Source organism: Klenkia brasiliensis, from assembly GCF_900100695.1.
GTDB classification, from domain to species: Bacteria; Actinomycetota; Actinomycetes; order Mycobacteriales; family Geodermatophilaceae; genus Klenkia; species Klenkia brasiliensis.
On the sequence record NZ_FNCF01000002.1, the window covers coordinates 834,850 to 851,432 of the forward strand.

Sequence of the window (16,583 nt, forward strand, 5' to 3'; positions counted from 1 at the left end):
CCGGCGGGGTGCTTGTGCGCCGCTCAGCGAGTGCACATGATCCCGGCGTGCAGCGCCTCGAGATCGACGGCATCCCGGTCCTCCACCGCCCCGGACCCCGCCGGACCACCATGGCCCTGGTGTTCGGCGTCGGCGTCCGCGACGAGACCTTCTCGACCCGGGAGACCACCCACCTGGTCGAGCACCTGGTCATGGGCACGCTGCCCAAGAGCAGCCTGCGGTCCAACGGGATGACGACCGTGGACTCCACGCATTTCCACGCGACCGGCCGCCCCGAGGCGGTGGCGTCGTTCATCGAGGGCGTGTGCGCCGGCCTGCGCGCGATGTCCCTGGACCGGGTGCACACCGAGGTGGGCGTGCTGCAGGCCGAGGACTGCTCGGGGGTGGGCGGGTTCCCCGAGAGCATGCTGGCCCAGCGCTACGGGCTGGCCGGTCCGGGTCTGGCGTGGCCGGGCGGCGCGGGTCCGGAGTACCTGCGCGACGAGGACGTCCTCGCCTTCGCCCGGCGCTGGTTCGTGGCGGGCAACGCCGTCCTGGTCTGCCACGGCGAGCTGCCCGCCGGTCTCCGGCTGGACCTGCCGCCGGGCCCCCGCCCGGAGCACGCGCCCGCGCCGCGCCGGCCGCAGCCGGTCGCGTGCTGGGCCAAGAGCTGGGCGCCCGGGGTGGGCCTGATGGTGTCGGCGGACGGGCCGTGGGACCCCGCGCTCCGGCTCGCCTTCGACGTGCTGGCCGAGCGGGTGCAGGACGTCGCCCGGACCCAGCGGGGGCTGAGCTACTCGACCGGGGTCGTGACCACGGAGACCGTCCGCGACCAGCGCGACCTGGTCCTCGGCGTCGACGCGCGCGAGGGCCAGGAGGGTGCGGTGGCGACGATCCTGTGGGAGCAGTGGCGCTCGTTGTGCGCCGACGGCCCGCGACCGGACGAGGTGGCGCACGCCGTCGACGCCCTGCGCGAGGAGCTCGACGGGGCCGACGAGGACGACCTGGCGATGACCGACCTGGTGGACGCCGCCCTGGCCGAGCTGCTCGACGTCGAGCCGCGCCCCTGCGACGCCGTCCTCGAGGCCTACGCGGCGGTGACGCCGGAGCGGGTGCGCGACGCCGCCCGCGCGGTGTGGTCCAGCGCCCTGCTGCAGGTCCCCGAGTGGTCGGAGTTCGCCGGGCTCCCGGGCCTGGACCGGTGGCGGACGTGCGGCTGGAGCCAGGAGCTGCCGGCCGGCCGCGTGCTCAAGCCCTCCGCGCTCGCCCGGGTGCTGCCGGGGCCCGGCGGGAAGCGGCGGGTCGTGCTGTCCGACGGCGGCATCGCCCACCTGGACGAGGACGGCGACGTGCACGCCGTCGGCTGGGACCAGCTAAACACCGTCTTCCGGCAGGCGCCCTCCGTCGACGGTGCCGGCAAGCAGGTCGACGGCGGCGCGCTGGTCGTGGTCGGCGGCAACGCGTGCATGTTCCGGGTCGACGCGGACTCCTTCGGGACCAAGGCGGTCGAGGCGGCCGCCGCCCACGTCCGGCAGCACGCGCCCCACCTGCGGTGGCTCACCCCGCGCCCGGCGAGGTGGATGGGCCACACGGACCAGGTGCCGGTGCTGCCGCGCCCCTAGACTCGCCCGGTGCAGATCCGCTTCTCCTCGTCCGAGCGCGCGAGCCTGGGGGTGGAGTGGGAGCTGCAGCTGGTCGACCGCGAGACCCGCCAGCTGACCTCCGGTGCCATCGAGATCCTGGCCGAGCTCACGCCCGAGGGCGCCGAGGAGCACCCCAAGGCCAAGCACGAGCTGCTGCAGTCGACGATCGAGATCATCACCGGGGTCTGCGGCACGGTCGCCGAGGCCAAGGCCGACCTGGCCGGCACCCTGGCCGAGGTGGTGGAGGCCGCCGACCGGCGCGGGCTGGGCGTGCTGTGCGCGGGCACCCACCCGATCACCGACTGGCAGACCCAGGACATCTCGCCCAAGGAGCGCTACGCGCAGCTGGTGGAGAAGATGCAGTGGCTGGCCCGCCGGCTGCAGATCTTCGGCGTCCACGTGCACGTCGGCGTCCGGTCGCCGGACAAGATCATCCCGATCGTCAACGCGCTGACCCAGTACGTGCCGCACTTCCTGGCGCTGTCGGCGTCCTCGCCGTACTGGGTGGGGGCCGACACCGGCCTGGCCAGCGCGCGGTCCAAGGTCTTCGAGGGCATGCCCACCGCCGGGCTGCCCTACCAGCTGTCGGGCTGGGACGGGTTCGAGGAGTACATGGAGACGCTGATCTCCACCCACGCCATCGAGAGCGTGCGCGAGGTCTGGTGGGACATCCGCCCGCACCCGGACTTCGGCACCGTGGAGCTGCGCATCTGCGACGGCCTGCCGACCCTGGACGAGATCGGTGCCGTGGCCGCGATGAGCCAGTGCCTGGTCGAGCGCTTCGACCGGGAGATCGACCGCGGCTACACCCTGCCCGTGCCGCCCAGCTGGGTGCTGCGGGAGAACAAGTGGCGCGCGGCCCGCTACGGCCTGGACGCCGAGATCATCGTCGACGAGCGCGGCACCGTGCGGCCGGTGCGCGAGGCGCTGACCGACCTGGTCGACGACCTCATGCCGACCGCGAAGCGGCTGGACTGCGCCGCCGAGCTCGCCGACGTGCTGCGGATCCTCGAGGTCGGGGGGTCCTACGAGCGCCAGCGCGCCGTCGCCGCCGCGCACGAGGGCCGGCTCGAGCCGGTCGTGGACAGCCTGCTGGCCGAGCTGCGGGACGGGCTGCCCGGGTGACCGACCCCGGCACGACCGCAGCCTCCGTCGACCGCTGGGTCGCCGATCACCACGACGAGCTGGTGGCCACCCGCCGGCACCTGCACGCGCACCCCGAGCTCGGGTTCGCCGAGCACGAGACCACCGCCTACCTGGAGCGCCAGCTGCGCCGCGCCGGGCTGCCCACCCGCCGGCTGCCCGGCGGCACCGGCCTGGTCTGCGACGTGGGGACCGACGGCCCGGTCACGGTGCTGCGGGCCGACATCGACGCGCTGCCGCTGGCCGACCTCAAGGACGTGCCCTACGCCTCCACCCGGCCGGGCATGTGCCACGCCTGCGGGCACGACGTGCACACCACGGTGCTGCTGGGCGTCGCCCGCGCGCTGGCCACGCTGCCCGACCTGCCCGGCACCGTGCGCTGCGTCTTCCAGCCCGCCGAGGAGCAGGTTCCCGGCGGGGCGCTGCAGGTGCTCGAGGCCGGCGTGCTCGACGGCGCCGTCCGGGCCTTCGCGCTGCACTGCGACCCGTCGGTGCCGGCCGGGCGGGTCGGGCTGCGCACCGGCTCGATCACGGCGGCCTGCGACCGGATCGAGGTCACCCTCACCGGGCCCGGCGGGCACACCGCCCGGCCCCAGCTGACCGTCGACCTGGTGCACGCGCTGGCCCGGGTGGTGACCGAGGTGCCGGGCCTGCTGTCCCGGCAGGTCGACCCGCGGGCGGCGCTGTCGCTGGTCTGGGGGTCGGTGGACGCCGGCGTCGCGGCCAACGCCATCCCGCAGACCGGGTCGCTGCGCGGCACGCTGCGGGTGCTGGACCGCACCGTCTGGGAGGGCGCCGAGGAGCTGGTCCGCCGGCTGGTGCACCGGGTGGGGGAGGACTCCGGGGCCACCGTGGACGTCGAGTACGTGCGCGGCGTGCCCCCCGTGGTCAACGACCCCCGCGGGGTCGCGCTGCTGCGCACCGCCGCCATCGAGACGGTCGGCGCCGACGGGGTGGTGCAGTCCCCGCAGAGCATGGGCGGGGAGGACTTCGGCTGGTTCGCCGAGCGGCTGCCGATCGCGCTGGCCCGGCTGGGCACGCACGGCGGCGGCGACCCGCTGGACCTGCACCGCGGCACCTTCGACGTCGACGAGCGCGCGATCGGCGTCGGCGTCCGGCTGATGGCGCGCACGGCCCTGCACGCCCTGGCCGCCGCCGTCCCGGCGACCAGCAGTCAGGTGTGACCGTCCCGACACCGGTCAAGGGCGCCGCTGTCGGACCCATCCGGTAGACACAGCGGCGACGCACTCGCAGGAGAACGGTGATTCGACGATGAGCCACCCCGCCCCCGAGACCGAGCCGGTCGCCGCCCCCGACGACCCGCCGGCCCCCGACGTGCTCGTGCTGGCCGGGGAGTTCCCCCCGGTCGACCGCGACCGCTGGCGCGAGCTGGTCGCCGGGGTGCTGCGCAAGGCCGGCCGCGAGGACCTGCCCGACCCGGTCGAGGACGCGCTGCGCCGCCCCGTCGCCACCGGCGTGGCCGTCGCCCCGCTCTACACCGCGGCCGACGTCGCGGACCTGCCCGACCCCGGCGCCCCGGGGCTGCCGCCCTTCGTGCGCGGCTCCCGGGTGGTCCGGCCCGCGCCGTCGGCCGCCGACGGGCAGGCCGCGACGACGACGCCGGCGGGCTGGGACGTGCGGCAGCGGCACGCCGACCCCGACGTGGGGACGACGAAGGACGCGATCGGCGCCGACCTGGAGAACGGCGTCACCTCGCTGTGGCTGGTGCTCGGCGAGGGCGGCATCCCGGTCGACGCGCTCGGCGCGGTGCTGGAGGGCGTATTGCTGGACCTGGCGCCGGTGACCCTGCAGGGCGGCGAGGCCGCGGCCGAGGCGTTCCTGGCGCTGGTCGGGGACCGCCCGCTGGCGCCCGGCGGCACCCTGGGCCTGGACCCCCTGGGCGACCAGGCCCGCACCGGGGTCCCCGCCGACCTGTCCGGGCTGGGCGGGTGGGCCCGCCGCGCCGCGGCGCACGGGGACCTGCGTGCGGTGGTCGTGGACGCGACCGTCGTGCACGAGGCCGGGGCGACCGCGGTGGAGGAGCTGGCCTGCGCGCTGTCGGCCGGGGTGGCCTACCTGCGTGCGCTGACCGAGCAGGGGCTGGGCGTCGAGGAGGCGGCGCGGGCGCTGGAGTTCCGGTTCGCCGCCACCGCCGACCAGTTCACCACCATCGCCACGCTGCGGGCGGCGCGCCGGCTGTGGGACCGGGTCGGGGAGGCGTCCGGGGTCCCGGCCGCCGACCGCGGGATGCGGCAGCACGCGGTGACCTCGTCGGTGATGGTGACCGCGCGGGACCCGTGGGTGAACATGCTGCGCAGCACGGTCGCCGCCTTCGCCGCCGGGGTGGGCGGGGCCGACGCGATCACGGTGGCCCCGTTCGACGCCGCGCTGGGCCTGCCGGACCCCTTCGCCCGGCGGATCGCGCGGAACACGCAGTCGCTGCTGCTGGAGGAGAGCCACCTGGGCCGGGTCCTCGACCCGGCCGGGGGCTCCTGGTACGTCGAGTCGCTGACCGACGCCCTGGCGCACGCGGCGTGGGAGCTGTTCACCGAGCTGGAGCGCGCCGGTGGGTACGCCGCGGCGCTGTCCTCCGGGCTGGTCGCGAAGAAGGCCGCCGCAGCGTGGGAGGCCCGGTCGCGCCGCATCGCCACCCGCACGGACGCCATCACGGGCGTGAGCGAGTTCCCCCACCTCGCGGAGAAGCTGCCCGACCGCTGTCCGGCACCCGCCGTCGCCGCCGGGGGCGGGCTGCCCCGGGTGCGCGCGGCGCAGGTCTTCGAGGACCTGCGCGACCGCGCCGACGAGCCCAGGGACCGGCCCGCGGTGTACCTGGCCACCCTCGGGAAGCCGGCCGCGCACACCGCGCGGCTGACCTTCGCCACCAACCTCTTCCAGGCCGGGGGCCTGGCGACGCCGGCCGGCGACGGGGCGTCCGAGCTGGGTGCGGCGACCGTCGCGTGCATCTGCGGGTCGGACAAGGACTACGGGACGGCGGCCGCCTTGGCCGCGGAGCTCCGGGAGGCCGGGGCGTCGCGCATCTGGCTGGCCGGGAAGCCCGACCTCGCGGTCGAGGGGGTCGACGGCTACGTGTTCGCCGGCTGCGACGCCGTCGCCGTCCTGACCACCACCCTCGACGAGCTGCTGGGAGCACGGGCATGAGCGCCATCCCCGACTTCGGGTCCCTCGAGCTGGGCGCACCCGCCGCGGCCGCCTCCGCCGCCGACTGGGCGGCGGAGTTCACCGAGCGGACCGGGCGCCCGGTGGGCGAGGCGGCGTGGGAGACCCCCGAGGGCATCGAGGTGCCGCCGCTGCTGACCCCCGCCGACCTCGAGGGGCTGGACTTCCTCGACGGCTACCCCGGCCTGCCGCCCTACGGCCGCGGGCCCTACCCGACGATGTACACCACCCAGCCCTGGACGGTGCGCCAGTACGCCGGGTTCTCCACCGCCGCGGCCTCCAACGCCTTCTACCGGCGGAACCTGGCCGCGGGGCAGAAGGGCCTGTCGGTGGCCTTCGACCTGCCCACCCACCGCGGCTACGACTCCGACCACCCGCGGGTGCCCGGCGACGTCGGCATGGCCGGGGTGGCCATCGACTCCATCTACGACATGCGGCAGCTCTTCGACGGCATCCCGCTGGACCGGATGAGCGTGTCGATGACCATGAACGGCGCCGTGCTGCCGGTGCTGGCGCTCTACATCGTGGCGGCCGAGGAGCAGGGGGTCGCGCCCGAGCAGCTGAGCGGGACCATCCAGAACGACATCCTCAAGGAGTTCATGGTCCGCAACACCTACATCTACCCCCCGGGGCCCTCGATGCAGGTGATCAGCGACATCTTCGCCTACACCTCGCAGCGGATGCCGCGGTTCAACTCGATCTCCATCTCCGGCTACCACATCCAGGAGGCCGGGGCGACGGCCGACCTGGAGCTGGCCTACACCCTCGCCGACGGGGTCGAGTACCTGAAGGCCGGCCGCGAGGCCGGGCTCGACGTGGACGCGTTCGCGCCCCGGCTCAGCTTCTTCTGGGGCATCGGCATGAACTTCTTCATGGAGGTCGCCAAGCTCCGCGCCGGCCGGCTGCTGTGGGCCAAGCTCGTCGAGCGCGAGGGCGCCACCAACCCCAAGTCGCTGTCGCTGCGCACGCACTCGCAGACCTCGGGGTGGTCGCTGACCGCGCAGGACGTCTACAACAACGTCGTCCGCACCTGCGTGGAGGCGATGGCCGCCACCCAGGGCCACACGCAGTCCCTGCACACCAACGCCCTGGACGAGGCGCTGGCGCTGCCCACCGACTTCTCCGCCCGGATCGCCCGCAACACCCAGCTGCTGCTGCAGCAGGAGTCGGGCACCACCCGGGTCATCGACCCCTGGGGCGGGTCGGCCTACGTGGAGCGGCTGACCTACGACCTGGCCCGCAAGGCGTGGGCGCACATCGCGGAGGTCGAGGCGCACGGCGGGATGGCGCAGGCGATCAGCGACGGCATCCCCAAGCTGCGCATCGAGGAGGCCGCCGCCCGCACCCAGGCCCGCATCGACTCCGGTCGCCAGCCCGTCATCGGGGTGAACAAGTACCCGGTGGAGGCCGACGAGGCCGTCGAGGTGCTGCGGGTGGACAACGCCGACGTGCTCGCCCAGCAGGTGCAGCGGCTGCGCGACCTGCGCGCCGAGCGGGACGGCGAGGCCTGCGAGGCCGCGCTGCGCCGGCTCACCGAGGCCGCGCAGGCCGCCGCGGACGGCAAGCGCGGCCAGGAGCTGGAGAACAACCTGCTCGCCCTGGCCGTGGACGCCGCCCGGGCGAAGGCCACCGTCGGGGAGATCTCCGACGCGCTGGAGAAGGTCTACGGCCGTCACGCCGGGCAGGTGCGCACCATCTCGGGTGTGTACCGCGAGGAGGCAGGGGACGGGGGACCGGTGGCCGAGACCCGGGCGATGACCGAGGCGTTCGCGGAGGCCGAGGGCCGCCGGCCGCGCATCCTGGTCGCCAAGATGGGCCAGGACGGCCACGACCGCGGCCAGAAGGTCATCGCCACCGCGTTCGCCGACCTCGGTTTCGACGTCGACGTGGGCCCGCTGTTCCAGACGCCGGAGGAGGTCGCCCGCCAGGCGGTGGAGGCCGACGTGCACGTCGTCGGGGTGTCCTCGCTGGCCGCCGGGCACCTGACGCTGGTGCCGGCGCTGCGCGACGCCCTCGCCGAGCTCGGTGCCGACGACGTGCTGGTCGTGGTCGGCGGGGTCATCCCGCCCGATGACGTGCAGACGCTGAAGGACATGGGCGCCGCGGCGGTCTTCCCGCCCGGCACCGTCATCGCCACCGCCGCCCAGCAGCTGCTGCGGGAGCTCTCGGCCCGCCTCGGCCACTAGTGGAGCTCACCGACGGGGTGCTCGCCGGCGACCGCCGGTCGATCGCCCGGGCCATCACGCTGGTGGAGTCCCGGCGGGCCGACCACCGGGAGCGCGCGCAGCAGCTGCTGGTCGAGCTGCTGCCGCACGCCGGCGGGGCGCAGCGGGTGGGCATCAGCGGCGTGCCGGGGGTCGGCAAGTCGACCTTCATCGACCAGCTGGGCGTCGACCTCACCGCCGCCGGGCACCGGGTCGCCGTGCTGGCGGTGGACCCGTCCTCCGCCAGGTCGGGTGGCTCGATCCTGGGCGACAAGACCCGGATGGCCAGGCTGTCGGTCGACCCGGCCGCGTTCATCCGGCCCTCGCCCACCGCGGGCACCCTGGGCGGGGTCGCCCAGGCCACCCGGGAGTCGATGGTGGTCGTGGAGGCCGCCGGGTACGACGTGGTGCTCGTGGAGACCGTCGGGGTGGGCCAGAGCGAGGTCACCGTCGCCGAGATGGTCGACACCTTCCTGTTCCTCACCCTGGCCCGCACCGGCGACTCCCTGCAGGGCATCAAGCGCGGCATCCTGGAGATCGCCGACGTCATCGCGGTGAACAAGGCCGACGGCCCGGCCGCCGGCGACGCCCGGACGGCGGCCCGCGAGCTGCACGGCGCGATCCGCATGCTGCGCGGGGACTCCGACTGGGACGTGCCGGTGCTGACCTGCGCGGGCCTCACCGGGGAGGGTCTGGCCGAGGTGTGGGCGCAGGTGGTGGCGCACACCGAGCAGCTGCGGGCGTCGGGGGAGTTCGACCGGCGGCGCAACACCCAGCAGGTGCGCTGGACCTGGCAGCTGGTGCGCGACGGGCTGGAGGCACGGCTGCGCGACCACCCCGCCGTCCGGGCGTCGGCGCCGGACCTGGAGCGGCAGGTGCTGGCCGGCGAGCTCACCCCGGCGCTGGCCGCGCGCGAGCTGCTCACCACGTTCCTGGCCGACCCGACCCCCTGATCGCGACACCCCGAGGCTCAGCAGGGTCACAGCTCGGTCACGGGGAGGAGTCGCCCCGCCGTGCTGCGGGCCGGCTGACCTAGCGTCCGCGGTCGTGCCGACCACCGAGCTGCCGCTGCCCTACGACCCGCGCTCCCCGGAGGGGCTCGCCGCGCGGTGGGTGCGCTGGGTGGCCTCCTGCTCCGTGCTGCGCAGCCCCGTCGCGGACGAGACGGGTCAGGACGCCGCGCGCAACCAGCCCGGCGACGTGTGGTTCCTCGCCGGTTCCCACGGCGACGGCCCGGTGACCCGCAGCTGCCAGGTCCCGGCCGGTCGCGACCTGTTCGTCCCCGCGGTCAACGTGTGGGCGGTCGGTGGGCCGGCCCCGGTGCTGCCCGAGGCGTTCGGCCGGGTGCACGTCGACGGCGCCGAGCTGCTGCCCGACGAGGTGGCCACCCCGGAGCCGTTCCCGGTGCGGGGGGTGTTCCTCAACGGGGTGAACAGGTCCAGGAAGACGCGCCCGATGACGGTCTGGGGCCTTTGGCAGCTCATCCCGGCCCTCGCGCCGGGCGGGCACGACGTGCACGTCGTCGGCGGCGACGGCCACGGCTTCGTCGTCGACGTCCGCTACCAGCTGATGGTCGGCGGCCCCCAGCGCTGAGGCCGCGGGGCCCCGGGGCGGGGTGGTGCGCCGCACGGGCCGGTCGAACGGGGAGACTGGGGCTGCACACCGACCGCACAGCACTGGAGACGAACCACCCATGACGCGCATCGTGATCATCGGCGGCGGACCGGCCGGCTACGAGGCCGCGCTCGTCGCCGCCCAGCTCGGCGCCGACGTCACCGTCGTCGAGCGGGACGGCCTCGGCGGGGCCAGCGTGCTGACCGACTGCGTGCCCTCCAAGACCCTCATCGCCGCCGCCGGCGCGATGACCGCGGTCCGCGACTCCGCCGTCCTCGGCCTGCAGGGCACCGACCTGGCCGACGTGACCCTGGACATCGCCGCGGTCAACCAGCGCATCCGCGGCCTGGCCGTGGCGCAGTCGGCCGACATCCACGCCCGACTGGAGAGCGTCGGCGTGCGCTGCGTCAGCGGGCAGGCCCGGCTGTCCGACGAGATCCGCGGGCTCATCGCCCACCGGGTCGAGATCTGCGACCACGAGGGCGGCGTGCAGCAGGAGGTCGAGGCCGACGTCGTGCTCATCGCCACCGGCGCCGACCCCCGCGTGCTGCCCGGCGCCGAGCCCGACGGCGACCGCATCCTGTCCTGGCGCGACGTCTACGACCTGGAGGAGCTGCCCGAGCACCTGGTCGTCGTCGGGTCCGGCGTGACCGGTGCGGAGTTCGCCTCCGGCTACCTCGAGGCCGGGGTGCCGGTCACCCTGGTCTCCTCCCGCGACCAGGTGCTGCCGGGCGAGGACGCCGACGCCGCCGCGGTCGTGGAGCAGGTCTTCCAGTCCCGCGGCGGGAAGATCGCCGAGCGCGGCCGTGCGGAGGCGGTCAAGCGGACGGCGACCGGCGTCGAGGTCCGGCTGACCGACGGCCGGGTGGTCACCGGGTCGCACGCCCTGATGACCGTGGGCACGGTGCCCAACACCGACGGGCTGAACCTGGAGGCCTGCGGGGTCGAGCTGACGCCGGCCGGCCACGTCGTCGTCGACCGCGTCTCGCGCACCACGGTGCCCGGCATCTACGCCGCCGGCGACGTCACCGGGGTGTTCCAGCTGGCCTCCGTCGCGGCCATGCAGGGCCGGATCGCCATGTGGCACGCCCTCGGCGAGGCGGTCAGCCCGATCCGGCTCAAGACCGTGGCGGGGAACGTCTTCACCCACCCGGAGATCGCCACGGTCGGCGTGCAGGAGAAGACGCTGCCCGAGGGCTCGGACATCGACAGCGTGCAGCTGCCGCTGGCCACCAACGCCCGCGCCAAGATGAGCGACCTGCGCGACGGCTTCGTGAAGATCTTCGCCCGCCGCTCGACCGGCGTCGTCGTCGGCGGCGTGGTCGTCGCGCCGGGGGCCTCCGAGCTGGTCCTGCCGATCACCCTCGCGGTCAGCAAGGGCCTGACCGTCGACGACCTGGCGCAGACGTTCTCCATCTACCCGTCGCTGTCCGGGTCGATCACCGAGGCCGGCCGGCGGCTGATGAACTCCCAGCCGGAGTGACCCGGCGGGTCCCCGTGCCCGGCGGGGACGTCTGCGCCTCCTACCGGGAGGAGCGGCCCGGCGGGCCGGTGTTCGTCAAGGAGCTCGACGGGGCGCCCGCCGGCTTCTTCGCCGCCGAGGCGCGGGGGCTGGACCGGCTGCGGGTGGACGGCGGCCCGTCGGTCCCCGCGGTCCTGGAGGTGACCGACCGTTCGCTGGTGCTCGAGTGGGTCGACACCGCAGCTGCCTCCGCGGCGGCGGCGTCCCGGTTCGGCGCGCAGCTGGCGCGGCTGCACGCCGCCCCGGAGGACTCCTTCGGCGGGCCGGGGTTCGCCGCCACCGTGCCGCTGGACGGACGCACCTCCGACGACTGGGCGACGTTCTTCGCGCAGGCCCGCCTGCTGCCCCTGGTGCGCGCGGCCCGCGACGCCGGGTCGCTGTCGGCCGCCGGTGCCCGCGCGGTCGAGCGGGTGTGCGACCGGCTGCACGAGCTGGTGCCGGCCGAGCCGCCGGCCCGGCTGCACGGCGACCTGTGGAGCGGCAACCTGCTCTGGGGCGCCGACGGGCAGGTCCGGCTGGTCGACGCCGCCGCCGCGCACGCCGGGCACCGGGAGACCGACCTGGCGCTGCTCGCCCTCTTCGGCGCGCCGCACCTGGACCGGGTCGAGGCGGCCTACGCCGGGGTGGCCCCGCTGGCCGACGGCTGGCGGCAGCGGCAGGGCATCCACCAGCTGCACCCGCTCCTGCTGCACGCCGTCCTGTTCGGCGGGGGCTACGGCGCCGCGGTCGAGGAACGGGCGGCGCGCTACCCCTGACGGGTGACACCGCTCCAGCCGGGCGGCGGGGATGACGACGTCCCTGGCAGGTCCCCCCTGCCCAGGAGCTGATCGTGTCCCTCACCCGTCGTCGTCGCGCGCTGCGCGGTGCCGTCCTCACCGCCACCGCCGCGGTGCTGACGACCTTCGTCGTCGCCCCCGCCGCCCACGCGGACCCGACCGCCACCGACGTCGCCGCGCCGTCCTCGGACGCCACCGCGCCGACGCCGGCCGAGCCCCCCGTCGCGGCTGCCCCGACCACGGACGCGGCCCCCACCAGCGACGCCGCCCCCGGTACGGAGGCGACCCCCGGCACGGAGGCGGCCCCCACCCAGGCGCGCCCCACCGAGGCGACCCCCGCCACGGAGCCGGCCCCCGCCGCGGACGGCACGGACCCGGGTGACGTCGTGGTCGGGCAGCTGATGCAGGCCTGGCCCGACCCGACGGCCGAGGAGCACGCGCACGACGAGCACGGGTCCGCGGACGGCGACCACGCCGAGGAGCCGCTGAGCTGGATCGAGCCGGCCGAGGGCGACGCGGTCCGCGTGCCCACCGACGCGCTGCCCGACGTCGAGGTCGGGTCCACCCTCGCGGTCACCGTCGGGGACGAGGTGACCGACGAGGCGTCGACCGAGCAGGGCATCGAGCCCGCCGTCGAGGTGCAGGCCGCCACGGTCGTCGACGCCGCCACCCCGGACCCGACCACGGCGTCGGCCGGCACCGCCCCCACCAACACCGTCACCGCCGTCCTGGTGCTGCCCGCCGGGGCCTCGCCGGACAGCACGACGATCGGGACGGTGGTGGACACCCTCAACGGGGCGGTCTCCTCGTTCTGGAGCGAGCAGAGCAACGGCACGGTGCGCATCGCGGCCGTCGCGGGCGCCACCGGCTGGGTGCGCTCGTCGCAGACCTGCTCGTCGGCGTTCGCGCTGTGGAACGACGTCGCGGCGCAGATCGGCTGGACCGCGGGTGCCGGCAAGCACCTCATGCTCTACGTGCCGCCGGGCACGGACGGCTGCGCCTACGGCCTGGGCACCGTGGGCTCCTCCATCGGCAGCGGTGGGCGCTCCTACGTGCAGGCCGCCGCGCTGTCGGTGATGGCCCACGAGCTCGGCCACAACTTCGGCCTCGGGCACTCCTCGGAGCTGCAGTGCGACGGCTCGCTGGAGACGGGCACCTGCCAGACGCGGTCCTACTACGACTTCTACGACGTCATGGGCATCTCCTGGGGCCAGGTCGGCACGCTGAACACCGTGCAGGCCGACCGGCTCGGGCTGCTCCCCGCCGCGGAGGAGGTCGCGCTGACCGGCTCGAGCGCCTCCACCACCGTCGCCCTGGCGCCGGTCGCCGCCTCGTCGGGGACCCGGGCGATCACGCTGACCGCGGCCGACGGCACGGTCTACCACCTCGAGTACCGCCAGCCCAGCGGCCGGGACGCCTGGCTGGGCGACGCCCGCAACGCCTACCGGCTCGACAGCGGTGTCGTGCTGCGGCGTGCGTCGACCGGGTCGGACACGTCGCTGCTGCTGGACGGCTCGCCGTCGGGGTCCTCGGCGTGGACGTCGGACCTGCAGCAGGCGCTGCCGCCCGGGGCGCCGGTCGCGGTCGGCGGCGGTGCGTTCGTCGTCCGTGTGCTGGCCACCTCGCCGTCCGCGGCCACGGTGTCCGTGCAGACCGCGGCCAACGGCACGCCCACGCTCTCCGCCGGCCAGGCACTGGTGGCCGGCCAGCAGCTGACCTCGGCCAACGGCCGCTACCGGTTCACGTTCCAGACCGACGGCAACGCCGTGCTCTACCGGGCCGACGGCTCGGTCGTCTACGCCACCATGCAGTACACCCGCGGCGGCCGGCTGGTCATGCAGTCCGACGGCAACGTCGTGACCTACCTGGCCGACGGCCGGCCCACCTGGGACACCCGGACCTGGACCTCGCCCGGCGCGACGCTGACCCTCTTCGACGACGGCAACCTGGCCGTCGTGCGCCCCGACGGGTCCACCGTGTGGTCGACGGGGTCCGACGTCGGGGGCGTGCTGCGGGGCGGCCGGTCGCTGCTGGCCGGCACCGAGCTCACCTCGCCCTCGGGTGCCTACCGCCTGGCGCAGCAGGTCGACGGCAACACGGTGCTCTACGGCCCCGGGTCGCGCGTGCTGTTCGCCAGCGGCGTCTACGGCGCCGGTCTGCGGCTGGACGTGCAGGTCGACGGGAACGTCGTCGTGTACGACGGCCGCGGTGCGCCGCGCTACGACACCGGGTCCTGGCGGGACGCCGGCGCCCGGCTGGTCCTCTCCGACGACGGCTCGCTCCAGGTCGTCCGCCTGGACGGCTCGACCGCGTGGTCGACCGGCGCCGACACCCCGGACGTGCTGCGCGCCTACGGCTCGCTGACCGGGGACGCCTCGCTCACCTCGGCCGGCGGCCGGTACCGGGTGGTCGGCCAGACCGACGGCAACCTGGTGGTCTACCGGTCCGACGGCCGCGTCGTCTCCGCGAGCGGGGTCTACTCCCCGGGCGCCACGACGAGGATGCAGCCCGACGGCAACCTGGTCACCTATGACCGCAACGGGCGGCCGGTGTGGAACAGCGGGACCTGGTGGGCCCCCGGCTCGCGGCTGGTCGTGGCCGCCGACGGCGCGCTGCGCGTGGTGACCCTCGACGGCCGCGTGGTCTGGGCCAGCCGCGCCGACCGCTGACCCCGGTCAGTCCTCGGCGATCGTGCAGAGGACGGCGCCGCTGGTGACGGTGGCGCCGACCTCGGCGGACAGGCCCGAGACGGTGCCGGCCCTGTGCGCGACGATGGGCTGCTCCATCTTCATCGCCTCGAGCACGACGACGAGGTCGCCGGCCGCCACGGTCGCGCCGTCCGCCACGGCGACCTTGACGATGGTGCCCTGCATGGGGGAGGTCAGGCTGTCCCCGGAGGCGGCGGCACCACCGGAGCCGCCGCCGCGCTTGCGGGGCTTGCCCTTCGCCGCGGCCGCCGGGGCGCCGCCGCCGGCGGCGAACCCGGCCGGGAGGGAGACCTCCAGCCGGCGTCCGCCGACCTCGACGACGACGGTCTGGCGCTCCTCGGGCTCCTCGGTCCCGGCCGCGGCGCCGTAGGGGGTGACCTGGTTGTCCCACTCGGTCTCGATCCACCGGGTGTGCACGGTGAACGGCTCGGAGGTGAAGGCCTCGTCGCGGACCACGGCGCGGTGGAACGGGATGACGGTCGGCATGCCCTCGACGACCAGCTCGTCCAGGGCACGGGCGGCGCGCTGCAGGGCCTCGGCGCGGGTGGCGCCGGTGACGATCAGCTTGGCCAGCATCGAGTCGAACGCGCCGGCGACCTCCCCGCCGGCGACCACGCCGGAGTCCCAGCGCACGCCGGGGCCCTGCGGCACCGACAGCGCGGTGACCGGGCCGGGGGCGGGCATGAAGTTCCGCCCGGCGTCCTCGGCGTTGATCCGGAACTCGATGGAGTGCCCGCGGGGGGTGGGGTCCTCGGTGATCTCCAGCGGCAGGCCCTCGGCGATGCGGAACTGCTGGCGGACCAGGTCCAGGCCGCTGGTCTCCTCGCTCACGGGGTGCTCGACCTGCAGGCGGGTGTTGACCTCCAGGAAGGAGATGTCGCCGTCGGCGCCGACGAGGTACTCGACGGTGCCGGCACCCACGTAGTCCGCGCCGCGCACGATGTCCTTGGCGCTGGAGTGGATGCGGGCGCGCTGCTCGTCGGTGAGGAAGGGCGCGGGGGCCTCCTCGACCAGCTTCTGGTTGCGTCGCTGCAGCGAGCAGTCGCGGGTGCCCACGACCACGACGTTGCCGTGGGTGTCGGCGAGCACCTGGGCCTCGACGTGGCGCGGCTTGTCCAGGAACTTCTCCACGAAGCACTCCCCGCGGCCGAACGCCGACACCGCCTCGCGGACCGCGGAGTCGAACAGCTCGGGGATCTCCTCCAGGGTGCGGGCGACCTTCAGCCCGCGCCCGCCGCCGCCGAAGGCGGCCTTGATGGCCACCGGCAGGCCGTGCTCCTGCGCGAAGGCGACGACCTCCTCGCCGTTGGCCACCGGGTCCTTCGTGCCCGGCACGAGGGGGGCGCCGACCTTGGCGGCGATGTGGCGGGCCTGCACCTTGTCGCCCAGGGCGATGATCGCGGCGGGGGAGGGACCGACCCAGGTGAGCCCGGCGTCGAGGACGGCCTGGGCGAAGTCGGCGTTCTCGGACAGGAAGCCGTAGCCGGGGTGCACGGTGTCCGCACCCGACCGCTTCGCCACGTCGATGATCTTGTCGATCACCAGGTAGGACTCACCCGGGGTGGCCCCGCCGATGGAGAAGGCCTCGTCGGCGACCCGCACGTGCAGGGCGTCCCGGTCGGGATCGGCGTACACGGCCACGCTCGTCAGGCCGGCGTCCTTGCAGGCGCGGGCGACCCGGACGGCGATCTCGCCGCGGTTGGCGATCAGGACCTTCTGCACAGCGCACAGCCTCCTCGATGTGACCTGCGCGGACTCTAGCCAGGCTCCGGGCCCCGCTCACCCCGAGGGTCCCGGTGCCCGACCGGGCGGGGCCG

Annotated in this window: 11 protein-coding genes; 10 read left to right on the plus strand and 1 reads right to left on the minus strand. The window is 75.3% G+C overall.

The features are described 5' to 3' along the window. Positions 1–47: 47 nt before the first annotated feature. The 10 genes from BLT39_RS08470 to BLT39_RS08515 all read left to right on the plus strand — a co-directional run bounded on the left by BLT39_RS08470 (position 48) and on the right by BLT39_RS08515 (position 14,727). Entirely contained in the window at positions 48–1,601 is a 1,554-nt protein-coding gene (locus tag BLT39_RS08470; RefSeq protein ID WP_091061580.1) for a M16 family metallopeptidase, read from the plus strand. 9 nt (positions 1,602–1,610) lie between these two features. Further along, positions 1,611–2,747: a glutamate--cysteine ligase gene (locus tag BLT39_RS08475; protein ID WP_091061582.1), complete on the plus strand. Its 1,137-nt coding sequence runs from the start codon at positions 1,611–1,613 to the stop codon at positions 2,745–2,747. Continuing rightward, complete coding sequence (locus BLT39_RS08480) at positions 2,744–3,949, plus strand: amidohydrolase (RefSeq protein ID WP_091061584.1); 1,206 nt, start codon at positions 2,744–2,746, stop codon at positions 3,947–3,949. The genes BLT39_RS08475 and BLT39_RS08480 overlap by 4 nt, the downstream gene beginning before the upstream one ends. An 88-nt stretch (positions 3,950–4,037) precedes the next feature. Beyond that, a complete protein-coding gene (locus tag BLT39_RS08485) occupies positions 4,038–5,924 on the plus strand; it encodes a methylmalonyl-CoA mutase subunit beta (RefSeq protein WP_091061586.1) in 1,887 nt (628 codons plus the stop codon). Then, positions 5,921–8,128: a methylmalonyl-CoA mutase gene (scpA, locus tag BLT39_RS08490; RefSeq protein ID WP_091061587.1), complete on the plus strand. Its 2,208-nt coding sequence runs from the start codon at positions 5,921–5,923 to the stop codon at positions 8,126–8,128. The genes BLT39_RS08485 and scpA overlap by 4 nt, the downstream gene beginning before the upstream one ends. Further along, a complete protein-coding gene (meaB, locus tag BLT39_RS08495; protein WP_091061589.1) occupies positions 8,128–9,099 on the plus strand; it encodes a methylmalonyl Co-A mutase-associated GTPase MeaB in 972 nt (323 codons plus the stop codon). Before scpA ends, meaB begins: the two co-directional genes overlap by 1 nt. A 94-nt stretch (positions 9,100–9,193) precedes the next feature. Continuing rightward, complete coding sequence (locus BLT39_RS08500) at positions 9,194–9,739, plus strand: hypothetical protein (protein ID WP_091061591.1); 546 nt, start codon at positions 9,194–9,196, stop codon at positions 9,737–9,739. Between the two features lie 100 nt (positions 9,740–9,839). Continuing rightward, entirely contained in the window at positions 9,840–11,243 is a 1,404-nt protein-coding gene (locus BLT39_RS08505; protein ID WP_091061593.1) for an NAD(P)H-quinone dehydrogenase, read from the plus strand. Next, complete coding sequence (locus tag BLT39_RS08510; RefSeq protein WP_091061594.1) at positions 11,240–12,037, plus strand: fructosamine kinase family protein; 798 nt, start codon at positions 11,240–11,242, stop codon at positions 12,035–12,037. The genes BLT39_RS08505 and BLT39_RS08510 overlap by 4 nt, the downstream gene beginning before the upstream one ends. Positions 12,038–12,111: 74 nt before the next feature. Further along, complete coding sequence (locus BLT39_RS08515; RefSeq protein WP_091061596.1) at positions 12,112–14,727, plus strand: M12 family metallo-peptidase; 2,616 nt, start codon at positions 12,112–12,114, stop codon at positions 14,725–14,727. Positions 14,728–14,733: 6 nt separating this feature from the next. Here BLT39_RS08515 and BLT39_RS08520 read toward each other — a convergent pair whose 3' ends face one another. Then, positions 14,734–16,488 carry an acetyl/propionyl/methylcrotonyl-CoA carboxylase subunit alpha gene (locus BLT39_RS08520; RefSeq protein ID WP_091061598.1) on the minus strand — a complete coding sequence of 585 codons (1,755 nt, stop codon included), beginning with the start codon at positions 16,486–16,488 and terminating at the stop codon, positions 14,734–14,736. Between the last annotated feature and the right edge of the window lie 95 nt (positions 16,489–16,583).

Bases quoted from the DNA above. Each gene is read 5' to 3' on its own strand.
- BLT39_RS08485 (WP_091061586.1), top strand. From the start codon at position 4,038: ATGAGCCACCCCGCCCCCGAGACCGAGCCGGTCGCCGCCCCCGACGAC.
- scpA (WP_091061587.1), top strand. From the start codon at position 5,921: ATGAGCGCCATCCCCGACTTCGGGTCCCTCGAGCTGGGCGCACCCGCC.
- BLT39_RS08505 (WP_091061593.1), top strand. From the start codon at position 9,840: ATGACGCGCATCGTGATCATCGGCGGCGGACCGGCCGGCTACGAGGCC.